Raw genomic sequence first — 24,041 nt, 5'->3', positions numbered from 1 at the left:
GCGCGTATCTCTGCAGAGCTCCATGCCGCGAGATGCTGGATTTCCTCTTCCACAGACTTTGGATTTGCGGGCCGCACTTCTTCAGTCGGCAAAGCAACCGCGCGATGATCAAAACCTTGAGGACTTGAAAGGACACCTGAATACAGCATTTTTCTCATATTCTCGCGCTTGAGCATTTCGTTTTCGCGTTTCAGACGCCATGAGCGAATGAGGGGAATTGCAAAGAAAAGCACTGAAAAAGCCAAAGGCGCTGCGCCCAGCAACCATCCTATTACGACAGCAGGCTTCGCCGCTCCAAGCTGCGATGCAAGATAGACCGTATAGGAATAGAGAAACGTTAGCCCTCCCCGCAAACTCAAGCCCTGGGAAGTCCGCACAATGACGTCGGTGCCAATATTCATCGCATTCCATGCGTAATACGAACCGAACAGCAAATTGACAATGTTGACCCAGCGGAAGGTGCGATCCATTTTCTTATTGTTGGAAGAAAAGCTTTTGAGCTTCTTGAGAGGAAATGTGGAAGCCGCTGCGGCTGATACGTTACCAGCTTTCGCGAGCAGCGACGGGAAAAAGAAATAGAGCGCGCCGCTTTCCGTCACTTCCGGGCTGCCCTCGAATTCGACGAGAAATCGCGTAATCCGGTCCTCGGCCTCTTGCGGTTTCAATCCCGATATCGCCATGAATTCCGGAAGCGTAATGACTCCTTTATGCGTCTGCACAAAAGCGACAAAGGCCTTCTTCAAAACAGTATCCCAGTCGGCATTTGGGTCTCCATCGCCGAAAACATGCGAAAAGACAGCCTTGTGAAGCGGATGACGTTCGCGTCTGGCAAAAGAATCCCTGTAGCGGGCTTCGGAACTCTTGAAAAGCTCGCTGTAGAACCAGAGCCGGATCATGGAATCAAAAAGACTCGTGGTGAGCCAGAGCCCTCCGAGCCCACCCCCTCCTCTTCTGTCACCACGATCGCGCGACCCGCCTCCCTGCTGCACTGCAATGGAGCCAAAGAACGCTACAAGCGCAAGTGCAATAAACAAAAAGAAATACCCAAAAAGGGTCACAAGAATCCATATCTTGAACAAGGCCTTGCCCGCTTCTGCCGCACCGCGTCCAAGAGCTCTCCCCAGTTTTCGCATAAAGGGGCCGAAACCTCGATATCTGCTCTTCAGGCCATTGGGGAAGGAATAGAGAATATCCCCTTTGTCCGAAACCTTCAGCCTGCCGCGATATTCATCTGCAATTGCCGGCATTTCCGCGTTAATCTGAGCGAGCGGCAGTCCTGTGGCACGTGCAAGATCCGCTGCGGCCCATTCTTTCGTGCCGCTCTGGAATGTCCGAAGCAGACGTTCCCGCACTTCATTTTTATTGTAATCAAGAGTTTTTCGTTCAGACATCAACTACTTCCTTGTCGATTGATGCAGACCGACAGAGCCGAACTGTCATCGTGCTTTTCTCAAAGAAATGGCGTGTTCGTAAAGCCTGACATACTCATCTGCCGATCGAGCCCAAGAAAAATCCTGTTGCATCGCGCGCACACGCATGTTCTGGATGTGCTGGAGCTTGTTGTACCACGCCCACATAGCCCATCCGACTGTATCATATACAGCTTGGGGTGTCAGGTCATCGAACATGAAACCCGTGCCTTCGCCTAATTCCTGATTATAGTTCACAACAGTATCAGCAAGGCCGCCTGTCCTGTGCACAATCGGCAGAGTCCCGTACACGAGCGAGTACATCTGGTTCAGCCCGCAAGGCTCATATCTGCTCGGCATGAGGAAGAAATCGGCTCCCGCTTCGATGAGATGGGCAAGCCTTTCATTATAGCCGACAACACCCTTGAATTGAGGATACTGCGCGGAATAATTCATGATTGCTTCTTCGGCCCACGCGTCTCCGGATCCGAGCACCGCAACCTGCACATGTATTGTCTCCAGGATTTTGCGCATGCAACCATATGTACGACCGAACACTTCAGAAATGCCCTTCTGCTCCACAAGCCGCGTCACCATGCCGATGACGGGAACATTCGGGTCAGAAGGAAGACCAAGCTCTTTCTGGAGTGCAGCCTTGCATGCTGCCTTGCCGCTCATGTCTTTATAGGAATAATGTGCGGGGATATACGGATCTGCTGCGGGGTTCCATATATCAACATCAATGCCATTAAGAATACCTACAAGATCGCGACTCCTTTGCCTTAGGAGGCCATCGAGCCCGAAGCCGCCATTCGGGGTTTGGATTTCCCTGGCGTACGTCGGCGAGACAGTTGTAATGCATTCAGCAGAAACAATGCCAGCTTTGAGAAAGTTCACATTGCCGTAATATTCAAACCCGGCTCCATAGAAATATTCCCACCCTAGACCAAGCTCAGGAAAATGATCCCTGCTGTATATCCCCTGATAGCCCAGGTTATGGATTGTGAGCACTCCCGCCGTATCCGAAAATTCTGTATTCTTTTCGGTAGTATTGAGATAGACTGGCACTAGCGAGGTTGGCCAATCATTCGCGTGCATGATATCGGGAATCCATCCGAGACTCCGGCATGCTGCAAAGGCAGCTTTGCTCAATACCGAAAATCGAGCAGGATTGTCTGGAAATTCCTGCGCGGAAGAATAGCCATAAATGCCATTGCGCCCATACAGAGGCTCGCAATCGAGAAAATATATCTTGACCTGCGAATTCGGCATTGCTGTTGTGTATAAGAATGCGTGATAGTGCTCGCGGGCGGTTTCAATTTCCAGAAGCCCATTTGTTCTCCTCAGCGTATTCTTCGAGATGAAGTAATAGCGCGGAAGCAGAATGCGTACATCGTGGCCAGCTCGGGATAGCGCCGTCGCAAGAGAAGATACTGCATCGCCTAGACCTCCGCTTTTTGCGAATGGTGTCACTTCGCTGGAAACGAACAGTATTTTCACACGCACCCTCCCCTAAATGGTTTCCTTGCTGCCCAATCTTGGCAGCAACACGCCGGAACGCAACAGAATCATTGATGCTCATTATAGTCCGCTCTCATCAGATTCTGCAATGCAGCCTCAATATTTTGCTGAAGAAGCCTCGAGCGCAGCGATGCCGTTTTGTTTCTCCAAATTTGAAGCAGAGCGGCCAGTCGCGCGCGACATTCTATGTGAGGAGGGAACGAATGAGTGCCATCATCACACATCGGAGGCTTTTGCAAGTTTTCTTGCGCCTGGCGATTCTGGGCCTCGTTCTGGCTTCGATGGCAGCATGCGCCATCGAAGCGCCAAAAAGCCAGGGAACCCTGCGAATTCAATGCATTTTGCCAGGCGAATTTACGCATTACGCTGCAAAAGGCATACCAAAAGGTGGGGCGCCCGAAAGCGCGGCGCATAGCAGCGCGGCGCTCAGGCTGATCGGACCGCAATCCGGCTGGCAAATCGCGTCGTACCGGCTGACATGCACCTCGCCTGAAGGGGAAATCATCACTAAGACTCTGGGCCGGGCGAGCGGGGATATCACCTTGAAGGTTGGGGGGTGGAATATCCTTGCTGAAGGTCTGGCTGCTGACGGATCAATAATAGTAGAGAACCAGACGCAAATCGATGTTTCTGCAGGACGCACTATAAATCTTCCCATCAGTCTGCACCTCGCAAAGGGCAAGGGCAGCGTGCAGATAACATTTTCGACAACACAAACACCGAATGCTTCCTGGAAATATAGTTTATCGCTCGAGTTTTTGGGCTTGCCCGGCGATGCGACTGCTGAAGGGCCGCCCGCATATACTGCTGAATTCGCCGCAACAGAGCAGAGTTTCAATGCTGCTGATCTGCCATCTGGCTACTATCGCCTCACAGTTCAGCTGAAGGACAATACTCAAGCTACGCTTGCGGGCTCTGTCGAAACCATTCTCGTGCTGCCCGGCAGGATTTCTGCTGGCAATTGCGACATTGTCCTTGCCGATCCCTCCATCGATATTTCACTTTCTGTGCCGCTTCTCGAGCTTTCGGCGAAGGCTGCTATTGGCGTCGACCGCTTTTTGAACAAGAACAAAAAAATGCTTGTGCCGCTCGCGGTCGCCGAAGAAAATGCAAACCTCGGAATTGATTGGTTTGCGAACGGAGAGGCGGTCGGGGGTGGCCTCGAAACGGGCAATCAAATACTCACAGGTTATCGATTGCATTTCGGAACGATTGATGCACCCGGCGCCTTTTCATTTCTAAAAATGGATGCTCTTCTGACTGATCCTGATACGAAACTTGCTCAGGTTGTTACTCAAAAGTCCACGAATGTAAGCCCTCCCCTTTCTGCGCATGCTGAGTGGATCCAGAGCATGGATTACAGGGCAGCATTGACCAAAGCTCTTCACGATAACGGCGATCCGGCCAACCAGGGCACAGGCGTACCATCGGATGCAAAGTGGGTTACAGCAAGCACAAATGGCTTTATCGCAATCGCTGGCCTCGACAAATCGAGCGCTGTTCACCTGTTTTTCTCGACAGCCGGCCAGGAAGCAACGGATTCGAATGGCATTCCGGTTGTGCTTCCTGCAGAATCGGGCTGGATTCGCTTGTGGCGAGACAAGGTGGTTATTGAAAAGAGCGAACGCAGCCCGGATCGCGTGAGCCTTTCGGCCAATGGCTTGCTGCTCGCGGCTGGATCTTCCTCTTCCAATTGGCTGCGAGTATATGTGCTCGATACCGCAGGTGCGATAGTTGCAAAAAAAGATATTGTTAGCGGTAAAAATGGGGCTCCTGCTTTTGCGAATATCAAGGCGCTCAAATTCTCTCCTGATACGAAAAAACTGTTCGTGCTCACTAATTCCCCGGAGAAAATCCTAGTATTCAACGTGGAAAATCTGACTGCCGGGGAACCTGTGCTGGAAGCAGAATTTCTCTTTGCAAGCTGCTTTGAAAATCCGCCCAGTTCTTCCCTGGGAATGGAAGACCTGGCATTGCTGTCCGATGGCTGGATTGCAGCATGTTCATCGAATATCGCGAGGATATTCCTTGTTCATTATTCGGACAATCAATTCAGCTCGGCGACAACCTATGCGAGTGGAGCAAATGGTGAATCCCTCGGCGACCCCAAATCGATCGTGTTCGACGAGCAGAACACTCTCATGTACGTACTAGGGTATTCAAAGAAACTGCATGTATTTTCGAAGATTGATGGATATACCGGGTATCAGCCTGTATCGACTATCAGCCTCACAAACGAATTCGACAAGGCGCGCTCCCTTGCGTTGGCAAGGATATATCCATCATCGTCATTTCTCGTTGCTGGCGGTGGGCAAAGCATGGGAATTATTGCGCTTGATGCGGCCGGCCAGCCAATCGCTCAATCTTCGCTTGCTTCAGTCGACGCGAATTATGCAGGTATTGCATCTATTATGAATATCGCAGCGCTTGGAGATACTATCGTGGCTGCAGCAGGCACAAGCGGCTTGGCCTCTGTATTCAATATTTTCTGATGCAGCAAATATTTAATGTTATGGAGCGTAAATGTTTCGAGCGGCTTGCTTTCAGAATATCAGAGAGGACCATGCATGTTTTTTTCGCGATCGGGCCTGCTGAATCGCAAAAAATACAGAAGCATCGCACCGAACATCGCGACATTGAGCACAAAGCTCCACGAGAGAGGGATGAACAGCATGCTCAGAGAAACCATTGCAAGCACTACTGTCAACGAGTACAGGATTAGGAGAATTTCTGATGTATGGAATCCGCGGTCGAGCAATTGGTGATGCAGATGCTTGCGATCCGCCGAAAAGAATGATTTGTGAGCCCTGAAACGGCGATACATCGCCATAAGCGTGTCGAAAATCGGAATACTGAGCACTGTCGCTGCGGAAAGCACGCCGATATCGGTACCCTGAAAGCCTTTGTACTGGCTCAAGAGCGGAATTATGGCAAGCACATAGCCTAAAAAGAGGCTGCCTGAATCACCCATGAAAATCTTGGCTGGCGGCAGATTATAAATGAGAAAACCGATAATGCTCCCTACAAGCGCAAGGCAGATCTCTGCTGGAAGCACATTCGATGTGAACATGAAGAATAATGCAAATGCAAGCGCTGCCAGCCCCGAAATTCCGCCAGCGAGCCCATCGATGCCATCGATGAGATTGATCGCATTCGTGATCCCAACAATCCATAAAAAGGTGAGAGGATACGAAAAAAGGCCAAAATTCCAGACGCCGCTGCCAAACGGGACAACAAGAAACTTGAAACGATACCCTGCAAGCATCACCATTATGGCGGCAGCCGATTGCAGGGTCAGCTTCTGCCATGCTGTAAGGTCAATAAGATCATCTAAAAGCCCGGTGAGAAAAATGATACTTGCGCCTGCAATTATGGGCCACAATCGATAGCCATCGTATAGCTGATGAAATTCATCAATTTGAAAGATTCGAATGATTACGATCGACAGAATAAATGCGAGCGCAATCCCTATGCCGCCCAGCCGCGGCATTTTGCTGTCTGAGTGAACCTTTCGATCGTTGAGCCTGTCATAGAGCTGATGCCTGTGACAGAATTGGATTATAAGAGGCATTAAAACCGAGGACAGAACCACCGCAGTCGCAAGTGAAAGCCAGAGCATCGCTACTCCTAAGTATTTTCTTAATGTTTCAATTTATTATTATAATTTTATCTCACTTTCTCTTATGAAACAAGGCTTCGCGCATATTTCCAGTACGTTTCTTACAATAGAATCATAAACCCAAAAAAAGAGGGGCTTTCCTCAAACGCAGAAAGCCCCTTGCTCACCCCGAAGCGCTCGTTACCCGCGATAGCAGAGTATCGGACAGCGCGCAGCCATAACTTCATCGAGGCGCGCTACCGGCGCATTATGCGGCGCATCGTGCAGAAGCTCGGGTTGCTCCGCAGCTTCTTTTGCAATTTTCAGCATCGCATCGGCATATTGATCGAGGGTTTCCTTCGATTCGGTTTCCGTAGGTTCGATCATGAGCGCTTCCTGCACAATGAGCGGGAAATAGATTGTGGGAGGATGGAACCCATAATCGATCAGGCGCTTTGCTATATCAAGGGTGTGGACGCCCGGGACAATAGTGCCTTTTGCGACAAACTCGTGCATGCAATGGCGCTTATAGGGCACCGGATAGACTCCTTCCACCAACGCTTTGAGATAATTCGCATTCAGCACCGCATTTTCCGCGACTCGCCGCAAGCCGTTGCCGCCTGTCATAAGGAGGTACGTGTACGCGCGCACAAGCACACCGAAATTCCCATAGAATGCCTTGACCTGGCCGATGCTTTTAGCCGGCATTTCGAGGCGATAGCTTTCGCCGCGCTTGACCGCGACAGGACCTGGCAGATAGGGAGCCAAAGCCTCGTTTGCGGCTATCATTCCGGCGCCAGGCCCGCCGCCACCATGCGGTGTCGAGAAGGTCTTGTGCAGATTGAAGTGCATGACATCGATGCCTGAGCTGCCCGGCTTAAAGACGCCCGTCAGGGCGTTCATGTTCGCACCGTCGCCATAGACATAGCCGCCTGCTTCGTGCACGAGCCTGCAGATCTCTTCGATATTTGTCTCAAAAAGGCCCAGCGTGTTCGGATTGGTGATCATGATGCCAGCAACGGTGTCATCGAGGGCGGCGCGCAAGGCTGCTATATCGATATTGCCGTCGGGACCTGAAGGAATGGTCTGAGTGACAAAGCCCGCCATCGTGCAGCTCGCAGGATTGGTGCCATGCGCCGAGTCAGGAATCAGCATTTTTTTGCGGCCCAGCTCTCCCCTGTCCTTGAGCGCGGCATGTATCATAAGCACGCCGGAAAATTCTCCATGCGCTCCCGCAGCCGGCTGCAAGGAGGCAGCGGCAAAGCCGCCAATTTTCTGCAGCGCTTCCTGCAGGCGCCAAAGCAGCTCGAGCGCGCCTTGTGCATGCTCAGGCTCTACAAGCGGATGCAGATTTTTCCATCCTGAATGCGCAGCGGCAGCCTCGTTGGCCTTGGGGTTGTATTTCATGGTGCATGAGCCAAGCGGATAGAATTCCGTATCGATCGAAAAATTCTTCTGGGAAAGGCGCGTAAAATGCCGCACCACTGTCAGCTCGTCGAGCTCGGGAAGATCGAGGTCGGTCCGCACAAGTCCTTCAGGAAGCGCATATTCCGGCACATCCGATCTGGGGAGCGTGCAGCCGATTCTTCCGGGTCTGGAAAGTTCGTAGACGAGAGGCTCATCGCGCATATTCATTGTGTTCATTTCGAGGCCTCCTTGAGTGCAATGGCAAGCCGTTCGATTTGTGGGCGCGAATTCATTTCGGTTACGCATACCAGAAGCTCATTCGGCTTGTCAGGGAAGTAGCGCGAAACAGGCAAGCCGGGCACAATGCCTTTCTTTGCAAGCGCGCGCGCGATGTCAGCTGCGGGTTTGGGCGTCTGCACAAGGAATTCGCGGAAAAATTGCTTCGTTGCGACACGGAAGCCAGGAATGCGCCCAATGAGCTCGGCCGCATAATGCGCCTTGTCATAGGATTGCTTTGCGACATGCCGCAATCCCTGCTTTCCGAGAGCGGCCAGATAGATGCAGGTCTGCAGCATGCTCAAGCCTTGGTTCGAGCAAATGTTCGATACGGCCTTTTCCCTGCGGATGTGCTGCTCCCGGGTCGAGAGCGTGAGCACAAAGCCCCTTCTGCCTTCTTTGTCCTTTGTTTCTCCGGCAATGCGACCAGGCATGCGGCGCAGGAGCGCTTCTGTCGTGCCCAACATGCCAAGATAAGGCCCGCCGAAATTGAGGGGGTTGCCAAGGCTCTGCCCTTCCGCAGTGACAATATCCGCACCCTGCTCCCCGGGGCTCTTGAAGATCGCACACATGACAGGGTCTGCCTGTACAATGCAGAGCGCACCGGCTGCATGTGCACGCGCTGCAGCCTTTTCGACCGGATATACCTCGCCGGAGAAGCCTGGATACGCTACTACAACTGCTGCTGTGCGCTCATCCAGGGATGCTCTTTCAGGGTCTCCATCATAGCGTGCAAGCTCGATATCGAATGAAGTAAGATAGGTCGCAATGACCTTGGCATATTCCGGATGCAAATCCGCGGGAAGCAAAATCCTGTTTCTGCCTTCTTTTGCCTTCCACGCCATGAGCACTGCTTCTGCGAGTGCCGTTGCGCCATCGTAGTGGGAAGCATTGACAACGGGCATGCCCAGCAGCTTGGCTGCCATGCTCTGGTATTCAAAGATTGCCTGCAATGTCCCTTGCGAGACTTCTGGCTGGTAGGGCGTATAGGCAGTCAGAAACTCCCCTCTCGAAGCCAGGGCAGGCACTAGAGAAGGAATATAGCTGTTGTACGCGCCGGCACCAACAAACCAATCCATTTTTGTTGTCTGCGCATTGCGCTCAGCAAGCGCATCGAGCGCCGCGAGTGCTTCCATTTCCGAAACGCCATCGGGCAGATCGAGCTTCTGTATGCGCAAATGCGCTGGAATATCAGAAAAAAGCTCCTCGACCGACTCGACGCCGATAGTATTGAGCATTTCGGTGCGTTCGGCATCGGTATTCGGGATAAACGGCACGGTCTCATTCCTCCCCTATGGCTTTTCCATAGGCAGATGCGTCGAGAAGACTGTCGAATTCGGCAGGATTGGATGGGGCAACCTTGATGAGCCAACCGGCTCCAAAGCAATCTTTGTTGACAAGGGCCGGGTCGTTCTTGACCGCCTCGTTCACTTCGACAACGGTGCCGGAAACCGGCATATAGAGGTCACTTGCGGCTTTTACCGATTCGATGGTTCCGAATGTCGCGCCCTTGGCAATGGTCTTACCCACTGCGGGGAGCTCGACAAATACGACATCGCCAAGCTCGGCCTGCGCATGGTCGGAAATGCCGATTACAAAATTGCCTCCTTCGGGCTTTGCATACTCATGAGATTCCAAATACCGTGCATTCTTGTCGATTGCCATAATTTCCTCCTGAAATTCTGTAATTCTATATCTTGCCGCGTTTGGCGCTAACGCCGGTAGGCCGGCAGGTAGAGCGGACGTTTCACAACAACTGCCTTGCGAGGCTGGCCGCGGATCACCACCGAAGCTTCGGTCCCAACCTTGGCATAGTCAGGCAGTACAAAGGCGTTTGCCGCATATTTCTTGACTGTAGGGCAGAACATGCCTGCAACGCAGTGGCCAATATCTTTGCCATCGGGCGAAGTCACTTCGTATCCTTCGCGCGGCACTCCGCCGAACACTTCGATGCCCACGAGCTTGCGGCTCACTCCCTTGTCGATGATAGCGAGGAGCGCTTCTTTGCCGATGAATTCCTTCTCGAAATCGCAGGCCCACTTGAAGCCCGCCTCGATCGGGTTGATTTCGGTACTGATTTCATGGCCATGGAGAGGCATCCCCGCTTCGAACCTGAGGCTGTCGCGCGCGGCAAGCCCTATCGGCCTTGTCTCGATACTGAGCGCTTCGCCTTTTGCAAGGAGCAGCTCCCAAACATGCTGAGCCTCGGCCGCCGGAAAGAAAAGCTCTCCCCCATCTTCGCCCGTATAGCCGGTTCTTCCAAAAAGCACCGGCACTCCGTCTATGGAAATATTTCCCCAATTGAATCGCTGAATACTCGACACGGCCATATTGGCAACTTTGTCGATGAGCTCGATTGCGCGCGGTCCCTGGACAGCGATCATATAGGTATCGTCCGAGCGATCCACTACAGCAACATCCTCAGGAGCATGAGCCTTGAACCACTCGAAATCTTTCGCCCGGTTCGAAGCATTGACCACAATCCACCAGGACTGCGGAAGCCTGTAGATAAACAGATCATCGATGACGCCACCCTTTTCGTCGAGCAAAAGCGAATACCTGGCCATCGGCGGCACCAGATCGGATACCTTTGCGGTAACCATGCGCGAAACAAAGGCATCTGCACCAGCTCCGGAAATTTCGAGCTGCCCCATATGATCGATATCGAAAAGGCCGACTGAGCGGCGGGTGACAAGATGCTCCTCGATTGCGCCGGTTGGATACGTAATTGGCATATCATATCCCGCAAAAGGCGCCATTTTTGCGCCATGGGAAACATGCCAATCATGCAATGCAGTGGTATTCGTAGACTCCTCCTTTTCGTATTCTGAAATGCTGTTTTATTTTACCACTTGCTCCCTACACTGACAACGACCAGCAAGCAGAAAAATATGAGTACTTCAGAAACTGGCGCGCGAATATGGCTTGTCGAGCGGCACACCTTCGGAGATAAAGGGACGCATTTTGCCTTCGATCAAAAACTGTACATCGGTAATATTCTGGAATTCCGTGAGGGTGAAGACAACCTGTTTGAGTTGAGCCAGATAGCCCTCTTTCCCATAGCGGTTATACGTAAAACCATCGCTGAAATCGACGAGCACTGTACTTCCTCGCATGCTTATGCCGCGCAGTTTCGCGCCGGAGGGGATAAGCGAAATCAGATTCGTTCTGAGCTCCGATTCCGTCGGGCCTTTCAGCAGCGTTTCGAGGGTGTCCTGGATCGGGCTGTCAGTCAGCGGCAAGACTCTTTTTACCCTTTCGCTCGAGATGGTGCCATCCTCACCAATGTGAACAAAATACAGCACCGCGCTCCTCGTTTTTTGAATCTGCTGGCCAGGTTCTGCCGGCGAGGGCGGGGATGTTTGTGCTTCCGGTTTCTGTTCAGGCTGAGGAGCGCTCTGAGGAGGTGTCTGCCCAGGTTTTTCCGCATCTTTCGGTAGCCCTTGAGTTATTGCAGGCTGTGAACCCGGTGGCTGAGTCACAGCAGATGGCGGCGAAGCTGGTGCGGACGGCTGTACTGGTTTTTCCTGAGAGGCAGGTTTCGAAACAGCGTGATTCAATGCATCCAGAAAACCGGTTTTCTGTACCGCGCTCCGAATATCATTGAACTTGACCAGAAACAATACCAATAGCACCAGAAAAGCGACAGCCCATAGAAGGCAGCCAGTCTTTGCGCTTGTTCGCTTTTTTTTCCGCACAGCCATATAGTACCGATCCTACTTGCGGCGGCGCTCAGGGTCAAGGATGAGGCTGCATACATGCGCTGCTTCGCCCCCGCTTCTTTGAACAGCGTAAAAATCCGCTTGCTTGGCATTCCCCGACAAAAAGACAATGTGCCACAAGTCAGGGTTATGGATCTGCACAAGCTGCCCGTTTGCTCGAATCGCGAAATTGTCACGAACCGGCCGGTGTCCCGAAAACCATACTGAATGCTGTGCTTTTTCCATGGAATCAAGCAACGCTTCGAGGCTTTTGGCGACCGATCCTGGTTTCGCTTCATCGTTCGCAGTCCATATGAGAGCCTGCACCACCTCTGAATGCTCCCTAAAGGAAATGACGCGCTCCTTGTCGAGCGGAAAAGCAGGTTCAGCATGGCTCGCACAGAAATTTTTGCTGCACGCGACCACAGGGAGCGAAAGCTCGTAGCGACGCATCAACCGCGCGATTTTTTCGCCATAGCGCATCTCGAGCCAAAGCGCACCCATCCTGCCTTCGTCCGCATACTTATAAAAAGGCAAATCTCCATGATCCGCTGCGTTTGTCATGTTGTCATGGTTGCCTTTGAGGCAGAATACCGAAGAAGGATAGCGGCATTGCAGATCGATTACTTCTAAAAGTGCAGCGAGCGACAGACCCATTTCCTCGTCCATTTCCGGGCAGAGTATTGCATGGGCATCATGCTCGCGTACGATTCGCTCGTATGCGCGATTCCATCTGCGTGCTGCTAGTTCTCCCTCGGCATGCGGAATATCGCCGAGGAAAACCAGCGTCGCCAACCCTTTCCCAAGCGCAGCATCCAGCGTTCCCTCAATGCCCGGGAATACAGAAAGCAAGAGCGACTCAACAAAATCAGGGCGTGCATGTACATCCGGAACGAGCACGCAGGGCTTGTCCGAAGGTAGCTGAATCAAGCCACCAGGATAAGAACCTTTTGGCGCTCTGGGGCGTATGGAAGATGGAATCGTACCGGCAGCAGCCAATACAGCCTCAAGCGCTTTTTCCAGCTCCTGGCTTGCAGGAAGAGTTCCATTGGATGATTCTTCATCGTGATCCATTCCAGCAATCCCTCATAGCATCGCTCAGCCCATTGCAGTGGAAGCGCTGATACTATTGATTCTGCTCTCCAGTCGACTCTGCGGAACCTCCCGCAGAGTCGAATCTCTTCAGCCACTCCTTCGCAATTCTGTCTTCAGGATCGAATTCAAGCGCAGCCCTGAAAAAACCTTCTGCTTCTTTATATCGCCCCTGACGGTATGAAAGCGCACCAAGATTTACGATGATCTTGACATTTTCTGGCTCGAGGCGCAGTGCCCGCTCGAGATTCGACCTGGCAGCCTCGAGGTCGCCCATTTCCATCTGGCAAATAGCAAGTTCATTGAACACATCCGCACCTTCGGCACCTTTCTCGAGCGCAGTGGCAAAAGCTTGCGCTCCTTCAGACCAATTCCCCAGGCGCCGATGTGCCCAGCCGACAAGGAACCATCCATTCCATACACTGGGAAATTTGTCGACAAACTGCTTCGCTCGCTCCAGACCCTTCTGTTCCTCGCCCATCTGGATGAAGTCGTATGCTTCCTTGAACAGGGTATCGAGATAGCCCATACTGCTGAGCTTTTCGAGGATAGATTTTGCCTTGTTCGTGCGCTCTTCGTCGTCATTCATACCGATATAGCTGGTGAGCAAGGATACCGTGCGGTCGTAGTTATGTTTTCTGAGAAAAAAGAATGCAGCGTGGTAATAGGCAGGAGGAAACGCCTGCTTTGCTGCAAGCAGGTGCTGGTAGTACTTATGAGCCAGCTCATCTTCCTTTTCCGCCTGTGCCTCGTCTCCTGCGTCGGAAAGCTGTTTTGCGTGTTCCTCATGCATGAGGGCAAGATTGATGAAAGGCTCGGGGCGTTCCGGATCCAACCCGCTCGCGGCAAAAAAAATCTCTTCGGCAACAAGCCATTCTTTTGATTCCGCTTTCTGGACGCCCGCTGCAATAAGCTCCTCGAACAGCTCCGGACGCACCGCCCTGACATAGGCGCGGTATGTCGCTCCATTTGCATTGTCCGGATCCCATGCGAGCACACGGAGCATACCGGTAAGGAGACTTTCCGGCGTGATCGATGCGGGATTGAGCTTGACCATGGGGGCCTGGAGCTGGACCGGGTACGGAATCGAAGGATCGATGCCTTCGGGAATATGCGATTGCGCGGCTTTACCATCGAACCGGATAAAGACGATGCTGGAAAGCGCAAGTTTTTTTCGCTCTTCAAATGCTTCGAGCAAAGGGCGCGTGGAAGAATTCTCGCCATGCTCTGCACTGCGCACTTTTTTTTGAGGATTCAAAGCGGCATGCCCTTTCCCCCGCGCTGGCGGCTTCATGCCCGGCTCTCTTCTTGATTTCTCTATCATGATCAGTCCTTCCAGGGGAAAATCATCCCCTTCAACGTCCTCTTGCCGACAAGCTCTTTTTCTTCCAGAAGCAGCTCATTCCATGGAATGCGGCGTCGATCGGCACCCGGATTATCCTTGATATAGCGATATTTCTTCATCCTCAGTCTTACAGCGACCGCGGAAGCGAGCGCCGAACCCGCAGGACCAGGCGCAAGCAGCATGGTAAGCGCGGAGATCGCAAGAGTGACAATTCTCCACAGCAACAAGAATATCGAAAAACCGGGGTTATCGACGAACAGATAGAGCGATGTTCTGAAAATCTGCCGCAGAGTCCCCCCGTCGCGTGCAAAAATTGCAGGAACATACTGCAAAATGAGCATCGCAAGAATCATCGTCCAGAACAGCACGCCGCCCGCGAACACCCCCCACATAGCTTTCTGGCTGAGATAGAATGGCAGCGCAACCGTCAATGCCACACCATAGATTATATTGATACCGCCCATAACAAGGCCAAGCTTCGCAGAGCGGGGAATTGCAGCTTTTATGTCGGCGAAATGCACGCTTTTGCCGTCCGCGATCGCATACATCGCATTCGAAACGGCCACATCCCAGATCGAAAGCACTGCAATCGCACAGGCAACCGCTATAATAATCAGCCACATCGGAGCGCCGAGCGCCACAGGCACAGCAAAAAACAAGAGCAGCACAAGCAGAAATATGCCATTCAGTGCCGCAAGCAGGTAGAGATTATCCCACCCGTCGAAAAAAGACTTCTTTATAAAGAACCCGATCATACTAGTTCTATACTCCATGCTTGACCTTTGGACAAGTAGATGCATAAAGTATGCAATTGGAGCTCCAGCGAGCTATCCCCCTGCCAAGAGGCGTGCACAGTGAAAACAGCCTACTCTTTTCCGCTCGAAAACTTCATGAGCCGCGAAAAATTCGAACGCATCAAGGAGTTTGCCAAAGACAAAGAGACACCATGTCTGATTATCGATCTCGATGTCATACGCAAGAATTACGAAAATCTGCAGACCTACCTGCCATGGGCGACCATATATTATGCGGTCAAGGCAAATCCCGATGATGCTGTGGTTTCTCTTCTCAGAGACCTCGGCTCGAATTTCGATGTCGCCTCGCGGTACGAGCTCGATCAACTTCTGCGGCTCGGTGTGTCTCCCGACCGGATGAGTTTCGGAAATACCATCAAAAAAGAAAAAGATATCGCATATTTCTATGAAAAGGGCGTACGGCTCTTTGTAACTGATTCGATTGCCGACATCGACAAACTTTCGCGAGCTGCGCCGGGGTCCAAAGTATTTTTCCGGCTTCTGACTGAAGGCCTTGGTGCGGATTGGCCGCTTTCCAAAAAATTCGGTTCACACCCCGACCTGGCGCGCCAGCTCATGAAAACAGCAATGCGCTTCGGCCTCGAGCCGTATGGTATTTCCTTCCATCCGGGCAGCCAGCAGCGCGATGTCGGCCAGTGGTCAAGCGCTCTTGCAATTGTGGCACAGCTTTTCAACTGGGCGCGCCATGATCTCAAGGTTGACCTGAAAATGATCAATATGGGCGGCGGCTTCCCTGCAAACTACCTCGAGCCGACCGATTCGCTGGAGCAGTACGCGCAAGACATAAAGCGATTCCTCGACAACAGCTTCGGTTTGGTGTGGCCTGAAAAAATCGTCATTGAGCCGGGAAGGTCGATGGCAGGCGATGCCGGCGTCATTGTCTCGGAAATCATAAACATCGCAAAAAAATCGGTGCATGAACGATATCCTTGGGTCTTCCTCGACATTGGTAAATTCGGCGGCCTCATCGAGACTCTAGATGAATCCATTAAATATCCCATCTATTTCGAAGGACAGGGCTCCGTCGAAGAAGTCATTCTTGCCGGCCCCACCTGCGATTCGATGGATATCCTCTATGAGAGGACGCCCTACTTCATGCCATCGTCAGCCAAAATCGGAGACCGGGTCTATATTCTGACGACGGGCGCATATACGCAGAGTTATTCTTCAGTGTATTTCAATGGTTTCCCGCCGCTCAAATCCTATATTTTGCCGCCGGCATGATATGATTAATGAATGAAATGCAAAGCAATTCCGCGCTTTGCCCTTGCGGCGGGCGCGGCGCTCTTTCTTTGGCTTTCCTGTCAGAGTGCCTGCGCGCAGAGTGCGCATGCGGAAAGCATTCCACAAGCACCGCCACAGGCGGCTTTACGCGTTGCCACCTGGAATGTCCATGATTGCAGCGCTTCCAACAAAAAAACGGGCCAGACCTTTCTGCTGCATGCCCAGATCGCTCGAACTCTGCACGAACTCAAAATCGACATTATCGCGCTTCAGGAAATTCAGGTTGAAGGACGCAAAGGCGCCGATATTCAGCTTTTGCAGAATGCACTTGAGCATGAAGGATGGCCGATGTCCTATGCCGCATGGGCAAAAAGTCCTCAGGCGGATGACCTTGCCATACTCTCACGATTTCCGATAGCGCAAAATCAAGTGGTGCTCGAACCATCCAAAGCGCCATGGCCGCGGCCAGTGCTGGAAGCGCACATCAATGTTGCTGGCCGGGAACTCGTGCTCTATAATGCCCATTTCAAAGCCTTTGACGATGCAAAATCCCTTGCCGCCCGGCGCGCGCAAGCAAGCGCGCTCGCATCGCTCCTGCGCGCCCAGTATGGTGATCGAATCAAAGGCGCTGCAATTATACTCGCAGGCGATTTCAACACTATCATGCCCGAAGACATGGCACCGAATACTGGCACGCTCGACATGCTTCAGCTCAGAGATAACGAAGACCCAAGCGATGATTTTCTGAGTGCGAGTCTCAAGTGGCGCTATCCCGAGCCTACATTCATCTCGGCGCGCTATTCGAGCATCACCGATCATCTCATCATCTCCCCTGCACTCGCCGCGCACGCAGGGAAAAATGACATAGCGATCGTCGACGCTCCCGATTCAGGCTATGGTTTCCCTCTGTCGGATCACAAAATCCTGATTCTCAGCCTTTTGATATCAGACTTGCCGCTGCTTTCGCGATAGCTTCGCAGAGCTCATCGACATCCGTTTCTTCGACGCTGGAAAAGGCAACGCGCAGATACCGGTCGAGAAGCGACACCGTACCAATACCGTACTCATCCAGTAGTTTTTTCCTGAGCGCTTCAGCAGAGAAGCCTTGACAATGGAAACTCATGAAGTAGCCGGAATTGAAGGGCATCGGTACAAGACCTTCTGGAAGCTGCATTGTGGAGAGCTTATTCTTCATTGCGCGATACCGCCGTTCAAGCGTTGCGCGATAGACTTCCTTCTGGGCATCATAGCCCGAATCCTGCAGTGCTTTCAAAAGAAGATTCTGCGACAGGCTGCTCGAACTGGACACGCTTGAGCGGATAATGCCAGCGAGTTTTTTGAATAGCGCATCATACTGCTCATCCGAAAGCCCACAGCCGCCAAATGTCACAAAACCGATGCGGAAGCCCCAGACATAATCTTCCTTTGTGGGACCATCGGCTTTGACCGCCAGGATATTCGGATGCAGGTCTGTCAGCCTTGCAAACATCGATTCACGCAAGAGATTCGGTTCATACTGCAAGCCAAAATAGGCATCATCGGTAATAGCCAGAATGTCGGTTCCACTTTGGGCGATTTCGAGCAGGCCTTGCGCGAGGCGGTCGGCTTCTTCGAGGGTAAGAGAATAGCCCGTGGGATTATTGGGAAAATTGAGAATGATGATAGCCTTTCCGCGGCGCTGTCCCGCTTGGCGGACACCGTCGAGCAGCGCTTCAACATTGTACCCTTCGCCAGAAAAGAGAGGATAGGTTATGCCGGCCGCTGTTTTTCGCTCTTCGACGATAAGCCGGTAGTTCGGCCAGTGAAGATCCGGCACAATCACGGTATCGCCAGGCTCTACGAAGAGATCACAGATATAGGATACTGCCGCGGTAAGGCCCGGAACTACTACCGGTAGCGAAATCCGCTTGCCTGCGAGCGACGGATTTTTCTTGTACAGAGAATCTTTCCATACGCTCCGCAGCTTTTGCACACCGCCGGTCGATGCATAGGCAACAGCTTCGGTCGGTGTCAGCCCCGGCAATTCCTTGCGCAGCGCATTGAGCATCATTGGCTGACCATGCTCATATGCCATTCCTATCGTTGCATTGAAGCGGTATGCGCGTTCCGAAGCTTCTGCTCCCTGTGAAAGAATGCCTTTCGGAAAATACATGCGCCTTCCCATATCTGAAAGAAGCCTGTCCGCAACGGTTCCGGACAGTAAAGCATTGAGTTCATCGGCAAGCTGGTTCATAGTAACCTCTCCTGGAAATTGGTGTGTGAATGATTGTACTCCCAAAGCATTTCGAGCGCAATGCGACAGCAGTTTCCGATTTGCTTCCGGCGACTTCCCCGGCAGGCCGATCAGGGCATTTTTTCGCAATGAAACTATCGATTCTGCAGCTTCACGACCTGGGCATAGTTGACATAGAAAGAAATCGATGCTTTTATATAGAAAACATCATATGGGTGAAATGGCCCCGTATGCAAATTTCATGGAGGAACAGATCATGAAAAAGATTCTTTTGCTGGCAGTGGCTTTGATAGCTGTTTCCGGCATCGCTTTTGCTCAGGTTGATCTTTCCAAGGTCAAAGATGGTGTGTATTTTGCCCAAGACAATGGCTTCTCGAGCTCTGGTTGGAAGGAACAAGTCATTCTCGAAGTAAGCAAGGGCAAAATCGTCCGCGCAGTATGGAATGGCGTTTCCAATCTGCCCGGCGCAACTGACAAAAAAACCTATGCTGCTTCCGGCAAATATGGCATGATCAAGGCTTCCAAGATTAAGGCTGAGTGGGATACCCAAGCCAAGACCGTTGAAGACTATCTCGTCAAGACACAGGACATCAACTTCAGCAAATTCGACGCAAAGGGCCACACGGATGCCATCTCGGGCGCAACTCTCACGGTAAAGGGATTCTTCGAACTTGCACAGGAAGCGCTTAAAAGCAGCCCGGTTGAGAAAGGTTCCTACAAGGATGGTTGGTACTATGCCGAGGACCTGAATTTCGACAAATCCGGATGGAAAAACAGCGTTCTTGTCACAGTCGTGAATGGCACCATCGTCGATGTGGTATGGAATGGTATCAGCAAAGACCCGCAGGCAAAATCGAAGTATGTGCAGAGTCAGCTGGGTACATACAAGATGAACGCGAAGAACGGCGAATGGTACGTCCAGGCTGACCGCGTCGCACAAGCGATTGTCAAGGCGGGTGATCCGGCCAAAATCCCCGTAAAAGCAGATGGCAAGACCGATGCAGTTTCCGGCGTATCGATCACGGTTCAGGGAATTACGCTCGCAATCGAAGCGCTTAAGGCAGCAAAGTAAGCTCTTCTGTTTCAGCAAATTGAAGCGGCGCCCGCGCGGTGCCGCTTTTTTTGTGCCAAGCAATGGGTAGTGCTCCCAACCTTGTGCCAGAGTTGAAGTAAGCATTCGCATTCTCGCGTCTACCTCTATGAGAAGACTCACCACTCTCTATGGAGGTAGATGCCGATGCAATCCTTCCCTTTCTGTCCCAATCCTCACTGTGTCTGGCACAGTAACGCACCAGATTTCGCTTGGGCAAAGCCCAAGGGCTTCTATACCACCAAGGCATTTGGCCGCGTCCAACGCTACCAGTGTTCCGCCTGCCACAGGACCTTCTCTTCCCAAACCTTCTCGTTAGCCTACTATGTGAAGCGGCCAGTGGCTTTACCCGACATCGTCGCCCGCCTTGTAAGCGGCGAAAGCCTCAGAGCCATGAGCCGCAACCTCGCAGTCTCCCTTAACCTCCTGTCCAATCGCATCGATCGGCTTACCCGCCAGGCAATCGCCCTGCATACCCAGTGCCTTGCATCCCGAGCGGGGTATGACGATATCTGTATCGATGGCTTTGTCTCCTTCGATACTTCCCAGTATTTCCCGAGCGAAATCCCCATCGCCATCACTGCCCATTCCCAGTTCATCCTCGACTTCAGCCATGCCAGCCGCCGCAGGTCGGGCACCATGACGGCTGCCCAGAAGGCAAAGGCGCGGGAGCTCTACCGTCGTATCCCCTTAGAGCGCGGCGCACTCGCCCGCTCCTTCCGCGAAACCCTCGTACACGCCCTGCAGCTGCAGCCACCGGCTCCCTACCGGCCCTTTGTGCTCATCACCGATGAAAAGCCCGACTATCAGCGCGTGCTCCAGAGGCTTGCAGCCTTCCGCACGCAGACTGAACACACTCGCCTCGTCCACTGGACGATCAGCTCGAAGCTGCCCCGGACGCTCAGCAATCCCCTTTTTTCTTCCAACTACATCGACCGGGAGCTGCGCAAAGACCTCGCGCACCACCACCGGGAAACAGTCTGTTTCAACCGCAATGTCGCAAACGGCATGATGCGCCTCAGCTTGTACCTCCTTGGCCACAACTACCTCAAGCCCTTTCGTATTCGCGCACATAAAGGAACGCATCCTCGTACACATGCTGAGGCAGCGGGGATTCCGGTACACCTTGTGCAGCACTTTGTGCAGGCGCTCACGGGTGGTATACGAGCATTCTTGAGCCGCTGCACACTCTCCGAGACGATGCGACGGACCTGGGAGAAGCGCTGGAAGACGCCAGGGAAAACAAAGGCTGAGTACATTCCGAAGTATGCGCTTGCATAAAATGGTTTCGGGAGTGAAGAAAGAAGGATGCGCTGGTCTCGCGCATCTGAAGGGAAGATAAGGAAGAGAGAGGTGCTGGCTTGGTGGTGCGCGCTGCTCGCTTGGCACAAGGTTGGAAGCACTGATATGAAGTGACCTGTCAATATACATTATTCAAAGCATTTCATTTTTTTCTGCAGGGTACTCCGAGCAAAGGTCGAAAACATTTCGACGACGGTTGATCACTGTGATATTCGCGGATCGAGCGGTTACGCCCGCCAGCATGGTCGTGATTCGTCGGGAGCTGCCTCTGACAAGCTGCGCAAGTCCGGTCGCATACGATGTGTCGCATAGTGCTTGCGAGGATTCTCCTTTCCGCGTGTGTGTCGACCTTCGCTCGCAGTACCCTGCCATCTTGATTTCTCCCACCCACTGTTTTATGCAGCGTTTTTTCGTTCCACAAGAATACCAATAGCCCAAATAAACCCCAGCAGTTCACGCCCCACCGCGGTGACAACCTGTTGCTTGCTTTTCCCCCTAGCCGTCAAACGGAAATACCGATCATGCAACGGGTGCATCGCTTTCAGTGCAATTTCCTGTATCTCCGGATCAAGCCGTTCCTGCCTGAGTTTCACCGCTTGACTTAACATTTGTTTATGGCGCTGCAGCCATGCAACCTCAATAATGATTCGTCGAATATGGGCATTGCCTGTTTTTGTGATCCCTCCCCGACGTATCGTTTCTCCGCTCGAGTGTTCGCTTGGAACTGTCCCAATGTACCCCATAGACTGACGTGCTGTCGGAAACCGTGATAGCTGCCCAACTTCTGCAACGATAGTCACCGCTGTTACTTTCCCAATCCCCCGGAGCGCTTGCAGTGCCGCGACAACTTCCCTCATTGCCTCAGGCGCATTCTCAACCGCCTTGTCGATCAACCCATCAAGCCGTGTTATCCGCAAAGAACAATGCTCCACTTCGTTCATATACTCTTCGAGCGTCCATTGGAGCGCCTCTTCCTCAAACGTCACCTCCTTCTTGATCCATTCCAGGTAACGAAGTGTCCATGGCGTCATCTTTTTCTCCGGCCGCCGACCATACCGAAGCAAAAACTTCCTTAAACCGGTGCCGCACCCGCAGTCGATCCTGTACTGCTGCCTCTCTCGCTCGCACAAGATCCCGAAGCGCCTCATGTGCTTCGTCCGGTACCCATACCGGCGTCAATTCCCCCGCCCGGTAACTTTGCGCTAGCTGCTCCGCGTCTCGCCGATCCGTCTTGGCTCGATCCCCCGCTCTCATTGGCACCAAAGCCGGGGCTATGACCTCACACCCGATCCTCGCTTTTGTCAATTGCCAATACAATGCATACCCCGTCGGTCCTGCTTCGTAGCAGGCTTTTCCACTTCCCTCCGGTACCGATCTTCTTTATTAATTTCGATACTGACTCTGGCCTGTTCGATATGCTTCCCAGATATCTGACTTCCACTCCCGTTTCTGCTATTGCGACTGAAATTGTCTCGGCATGCACATCGAGCCCTACAAATCGTGTCACCTTCTGCGCTATTCTATTCATGACCGCCTCCTTCGTATGTAGCTCTACACTACGTTCCACCCGATCGTAGCGAAACCTACGCTTCTACGCTCGGGACGGTCACTTCATTATGACTAGCAAGTCGCCCTATGACCTGGAGCGGGCATAGGATATAATATATGCGAGGTATTGATGAATGACGCCACAGGAACTTTCCCGCCTCGATTATGAGGGTGCGTCGGAAATGCTGCTCGCGTGCGCAACCGATGCAAAAAAATACGAAAAGGAAATCGCTTCGCTTCAGGCACAAGCTGCAGAGTGGAAATCCAAGGCTCGCCTTGCGCAGGACCGCAACATGGAAGAGCTTTCCCAAGCCGCACTTCAGAAATCTGCAGAACTTGAAGCAAAGGCGCAGGAACTCGCACTCGAGCTCAATTCGATACAGCGCGATATCGAGGACCTTCGCACAGCCCTTCCCATCATCAAGGCAAAACAGCGCAGCGTCGATCCTGACCAGCTCCTGGCTGAGCTTTCTATGCTGGTAGGTCTTGAAGAAACCGCCCAAACGCCAGAGTCTGATACAAAGCCTAACCAGAATCCGGAAGAACCTACACCTGGCACAAGGTTGGGAGCACTACAAGAGGGACACTCTCCAGTCGACGATGCACTGGCCGAGCTCAAGAAAAAAATGGGCCTACTATAAGAGACGCAAAGCCATGCAACACCCTTCTCTTTTGCCGGATTTTCCGCGCCCACTATTGTTCGCCCATCGCGGGCTCAACCGCATATTTCTCGAAAACACGATTGAAGCGTTTCGGGCCGCGCACGACGCAGGTGTGCCCGGTATCGAGCTCGATGTCCACCTGACTCTGGATGGAGCGCTGGTCGTGTTTCATGATGATACGAGTGGCCGTATCGAAAAGCAGGTCAACCCCAGCGCGCCCGAGCGCAATCTCTCCATCGAAGGATCCACGCTCGCAGAACTGAGGGCGCTTTCAATCGGACCGCGCATTCCTCTACTCGACGAGCTTTTCGAGACATTCGGCAATCGGATGTATTATGATATTGAATTGAAATGTCGTAGCGCTTCGGATACGGGCCTTGCTTCATCGGTTGCAGCTTCCATCCACAGGCACGGACTCGAAAAGCACTGCGTAATCTCGTCTTTCAATCCATTTGCACTGCGCCATTTCCGCAAGGCTGAACCAGACATTCCTATAGGCATTATATGGAACAAGTCGAAGGAGCTGTACTGGTTTTTGCGGCATGGCGAGGGAACGCTCATCGCGAATGCGGATTTTCTGAAGCCTGAATTTCCGATTGCGGCGCACCTGCTGCTGTATCTGCGAATCCTGGCAAGGCGTCCGATTGTCCCCTGGACTGTGAATGACGTGTCAATCGCCCGCAAGCTGCTCAAAGGGGGAGCTGAAGGCATCATTTCCGACGAAGCTGATGCGGTGCGCGCAGCTGTGTGGCACTAATTGTTATGCATCGCCAGCGACAATGCGACATTAGGAATAGCGCGGCTTAAGTTATAAGGCG

At 52.5% G+C, this 24,041-nt stretch carries 22 protein-coding genes; 7 read left to right on the top strand and 15 right to left on the bottom strand.

Annotated elements, in window-relative coordinates; translation table 11 throughout:
• Both GAP13_RS07680 and glgA read right to left on the bottom strand, forming a co-directional pair.
• The coding region (locus GAP13_RS07680; protein ID WP_158907738.1) for a hypothetical protein at positions 1–1,391 on the bottom strand (1,391 nt) is incomplete at its 3' end.
• 45 nt (positions 1,392–1,436) lie between these two features.
• A complete protein-coding gene (glgA, locus tag GAP13_RS07675) occupies positions 1,437–2,909 on the bottom strand; it encodes a glycogen synthase GlgA (RefSeq protein WP_158907737.1) in 1,473 nt (490 codons plus the stop codon).
• A 224-nt stretch (positions 2,910–3,133) separates the two neighbouring features.
• Between glgA and GAP13_RS07670 the strand changes: the two genes are divergently transcribed.
• Complete coding sequence (locus tag GAP13_RS07670) at positions 3,134–5,422, top strand: hypothetical protein (RefSeq protein ID WP_158907736.1); 2,289 nt, start codon at positions 3,134–3,136, stop codon at positions 5,420–5,422.
• 59 nt (positions 5,423–5,481) lie between these two features.
• Here GAP13_RS07670 and GAP13_RS07665 read toward each other — a convergent pair whose 3' ends face one another.
• The 9 genes from GAP13_RS07665 to GAP13_RS07625 form a co-directional block, all read right to left on the bottom strand.
• Complete coding sequence (locus GAP13_RS07665; protein ID WP_158907735.1) at positions 5,482–6,549, bottom strand: MraY family glycosyltransferase; 1,068 nt, start codon at positions 6,547–6,549, stop codon at positions 5,482–5,484.
• Between the two features lie 180 nt (positions 6,550–6,729).
• Entirely contained in the window at positions 6,730–8,172 is a 1,443-nt protein-coding gene (gcvPB, locus tag GAP13_RS07660) for an aminomethyl-transferring glycine dehydrogenase subunit GcvPB (RefSeq protein WP_241864317.1), read from the bottom strand.
• On the bottom strand, positions 8,169–9,488 hold the full coding sequence (gcvPA, locus tag GAP13_RS07655; RefSeq protein WP_158907734.1) for an aminomethyl-transferring glycine dehydrogenase subunit GcvPA: 1,320 nt from the start codon (positions 9,486–9,488) through the stop codon (positions 8,169–8,171). The genes gcvPB and gcvPA overlap by 4 nt, the downstream gene beginning before the upstream one ends.
• Before the next feature lie 4 nt (positions 9,489–9,492).
• Positions 9,493–9,876, bottom strand: coding sequence for a glycine cleavage system protein GcvH (gcvH, locus tag GAP13_RS07650; RefSeq protein ID WP_158907733.1), 384 nt, complete (start codon positions 9,874–9,876; stop codon positions 9,493–9,495).
• 47 nt (positions 9,877–9,923) lie between these two features.
• A complete protein-coding gene (gcvT, locus tag GAP13_RS07645; RefSeq protein WP_306769197.1) occupies positions 9,924–11,045 on the bottom strand; it encodes a glycine cleavage system aminomethyltransferase GcvT in 1,122 nt (373 codons plus the stop codon).
• Positions 11,046–11,111: 66 nt separating this feature from the next.
• Positions 11,112–11,915, bottom strand: a complete 804-nt coding sequence (locus tag GAP13_RS07640; protein ID WP_158907731.1) for a GerMN domain-containing protein — start codon at positions 11,913–11,915, stop codon at positions 11,112–11,114.
• Between the two features lie 12 nt (positions 11,916–11,927).
• Complete coding sequence (locus GAP13_RS07635) at positions 11,928–12,986, bottom strand: metallophosphoesterase family protein (RefSeq protein WP_158907730.1); 1,059 nt, start codon at positions 12,984–12,986, stop codon at positions 11,928–11,930.
• 52 nt (positions 12,987–13,038) lie between these two features.
• Positions 13,039–14,328, bottom strand: a complete 1,290-nt coding sequence (locus GAP13_RS07630; protein ID WP_158907729.1) for a tetratricopeptide repeat protein — start codon at positions 14,326–14,328, stop codon at positions 13,039–13,041.
• Between the two features lie 2 nt (positions 14,329–14,330).
• The gene (locus GAP13_RS07625) at positions 14,331–15,104 is read right to left on the bottom strand and encodes a hypothetical protein (RefSeq protein ID WP_158907728.1); all 774 of its coding nucleotides are present in this window, start codon (positions 15,102–15,104) and stop codon (positions 14,331–14,333) included.
• Between the two features lie 135 nt (positions 15,105–15,239).
• On the opposite strand from GAP13_RS07625, the gene GAP13_RS07620 reads away from it, so the two are divergent.
• Positions 15,240–16,388, top strand: a complete 1,149-nt coding sequence (locus GAP13_RS07620; RefSeq protein ID WP_222126181.1) for a type III PLP-dependent enzyme — start codon at positions 15,240–15,242, stop codon at positions 16,386–16,388.
• Between the two features lie 12 nt (positions 16,389–16,400).
• Complete coding sequence (locus GAP13_RS07615) at positions 16,401–17,360, top strand: endonuclease/exonuclease/phosphatase family protein (protein ID WP_158907726.1); 960 nt, start codon at positions 16,401–16,403, stop codon at positions 17,358–17,360.
• Here GAP13_RS07615 and GAP13_RS07610 read toward each other — a convergent pair.
• Entirely contained in the window at positions 17,320–18,621 is a 1,302-nt protein-coding gene (locus GAP13_RS07610) for an aminotransferase class I/II-fold pyridoxal phosphate-dependent enzyme (RefSeq protein ID WP_158907725.1), read from the bottom strand. The genes GAP13_RS07615 and GAP13_RS07610 overlap by 41 nt on opposite strands.
• A 256-nt stretch (positions 18,622–18,877) precedes the next feature.
• On the opposite strand from GAP13_RS07610, the gene GAP13_RS07605 reads away from it, so the two are divergent.
• Both GAP13_RS07605 and GAP13_RS07600 read left to right on the top strand, forming a co-directional pair.
• Complete coding sequence (locus GAP13_RS07605; protein ID WP_158907724.1) at positions 18,878–19,693, top strand: FMN-binding protein; 816 nt, start codon at positions 18,878–18,880, stop codon at positions 19,691–19,693.
• 165 nt (positions 19,694–19,858) lie between these two features.
• Positions 19,859–20,992: a hypothetical protein gene (locus tag GAP13_RS07600; RefSeq protein ID WP_158907723.1), complete on the top strand. Its 1,134-nt coding sequence runs from the start codon at positions 19,859–19,861 to the stop codon at positions 20,990–20,992.
• Positions 20,993–21,408: 416 nt separating this feature from the next.
• Here GAP13_RS07600 and GAP13_RS13095 read toward each other — a convergent pair whose 3' ends face one another.
• From GAP13_RS13095 to GAP13_RS13085, 3 genes are read right to left on the bottom strand one after another with little or no spacing between them, the layout of a single operon-like run.
• Positions 21,409–22,044, bottom strand: a complete 636-nt coding sequence (locus GAP13_RS13095; protein ID WP_222126179.1) for a transposase — start codon at positions 22,042–22,044, stop codon at positions 21,409–21,411.
• Positions 21,989–22,318: an IS110 family transposase gene (locus GAP13_RS13310; protein WP_222126178.1), complete on the bottom strand. Its 330-nt coding sequence runs from the start codon at positions 22,316–22,318 to the stop codon at positions 21,989–21,991. The genes GAP13_RS13095 and GAP13_RS13310 overlap by 56 nt, the downstream gene beginning before the upstream one ends.
• Positions 22,293–22,541 carry a hypothetical protein gene (locus GAP13_RS13085; RefSeq protein ID WP_222126177.1) on the bottom strand — a complete coding sequence of 83 codons (249 nt, stop codon included), beginning with the start codon at positions 22,539–22,541 and terminating at the stop codon, positions 22,293–22,295. Before GAP13_RS13085 ends, GAP13_RS13310 begins: the two co-directional genes overlap by 26 nt.
• A 154-nt stretch (positions 22,542–22,695) precedes the next feature.
• Between GAP13_RS13085 and GAP13_RS07590 the strand changes: the two genes are divergently transcribed.
• Together GAP13_RS07590 and GAP13_RS07585 are read left to right on the top strand one after the other, a co-directional pair.
• Complete coding sequence (locus tag GAP13_RS07590) at positions 22,696–23,202, top strand: PspA/IM30 family protein (RefSeq protein WP_158907722.1); 507 nt, start codon at positions 22,696–22,698, stop codon at positions 23,200–23,202.
• Between the two features lie 13 nt (positions 23,203–23,215).
• Positions 23,216–23,980, top strand: coding sequence for a glycerophosphodiester phosphodiesterase (locus tag GAP13_RS07585; protein ID WP_158907721.1), 765 nt, complete (start codon positions 23,216–23,218; stop codon positions 23,978–23,980).
• Positions 23,981–24,041 lie beyond the last annotated feature (61 nt).

Origin of the sequence: Rectinema subterraneum, from assembly GCA_009768935.1 — a bacterium.
In the GTDB taxonomy this organism is placed as follows: Bacteria; Spirochaetota; Spirochaetia; order Treponematales; family Rectinemataceae; genus Rectinema; species Rectinema subterraneum.
The sequence above is the reverse complement of the archived record's forward strand: the minus strand, read 5'-3'. Positions and strand labels throughout refer to the sequence as shown.

What these genes read in the sequence shown, in the direction of transcription:
- GAP13_RS07625 (WP_158907728.1), bottom strand. Translation starts at nt 15,104, where the DNA reads ATGATCGGGTTCTTTATAAAGAAGTCTTTTTTCGACGGGTGGGATAAT.
- GAP13_RS07640 (WP_158907731.1), bottom strand. Translation starts at nt 11,915, where the DNA reads ATGGCTGTGCGGAAAAAAAAGCGAACAAGCGCAAAGACTGGCTGCCTT.
- GAP13_RS07590 (WP_158907722.1), top strand. Translation starts at nt 22,696, where the DNA reads ATGACGCCACAGGAACTTTCCCGCCTCGATTATGAGGGTGCGTCGGAA.
- GAP13_RS07615 (WP_158907726.1), top strand. Translation starts at nt 16,401, where the DNA reads ATGAAATGCAAAGCAATTCCGCGCTTTGCCCTTGCGGCGGGCGCGGCG.
- gcvH (WP_158907733.1), bottom strand. Translation starts at nt 9,876, where the DNA reads ATGGCAATCGACAAGAATGCACGGTATTTGGAATCTCATGAGTATGCA.
- GAP13_RS13085 (WP_222126177.1), bottom strand. Translation starts at nt 22,541, where the DNA reads ATGAATAGAATAGCGCAGAAGGTGACACGATTTGTAGGGCTCGATGTG.
- GAP13_RS07635 (WP_158907730.1), bottom strand. Translation starts at nt 12,986, where the DNA reads ATGGATCACGATGAAGAATCATCCAATGGAACTCTTCCTGCAAGCCAG.
- GAP13_RS07610 (WP_158907725.1), bottom strand. Translation starts at nt 18,621, where the DNA reads ATGAACCAGCTTGCCGATGAACTCAATGCTTTACTGTCCGGAACCGTT.
- GAP13_RS07665 (WP_158907735.1), bottom strand. Translation starts at nt 6,549, where the DNA reads ATGCTCTGGCTTTCACTTGCGACTGCGGTGGTTCTGTCCTCGGTTTTA.
- gcvPB (WP_241864317.1), bottom strand. Translation starts at nt 8,172, where the DNA reads ATGAACACAATGAATATGCGCGATGAGCCTCTCGTCTACGAACTTTCC.
- GAP13_RS07600 (WP_158907723.1), top strand. Translation starts at nt 19,859, where the DNA reads ATGCAATCCTTCCCTTTCTGTCCCAATCCTCACTGTGTCTGGCACAGT.
- GAP13_RS07670 (WP_158907736.1), top strand. Translation starts at nt 3,134, where the DNA reads ATGAGTGCCATCATCACACATCGGAGGCTTTTGCAAGTTTTCTTGCGC.
- GAP13_RS07630 (WP_158907729.1), bottom strand. Translation starts at nt 14,328, where the DNA reads ATGATAGAGAAATCAAGAAGAGAGCCGGGCATGAAGCCGCCAGCGCGG.
- GAP13_RS13095 (WP_222126179.1), bottom strand. Translation starts at nt 22,044, where the DNA reads ATGACGCCATGGACACTTCGTTACCTGGAATGGATCAAGAAGGAGGTG.
- GAP13_RS07605 (WP_158907724.1), top strand. Translation starts at nt 18,878, where the DNA reads ATGAAAAAGATTCTTTTGCTGGCAGTGGCTTTGATAGCTGTTTCCGGC.
- GAP13_RS07620 (WP_222126181.1), top strand. Translation starts at nt 15,240, where the DNA reads ATGAGCCGCGAAAAATTCGAACGCATCAAGGAGTTTGCCAAAGACAAA.
- GAP13_RS07585 (WP_158907721.1), top strand. Translation starts at nt 23,216, where the DNA reads ATGCAACACCCTTCTCTTTTGCCGGATTTTCCGCGCCCACTATTGTTC.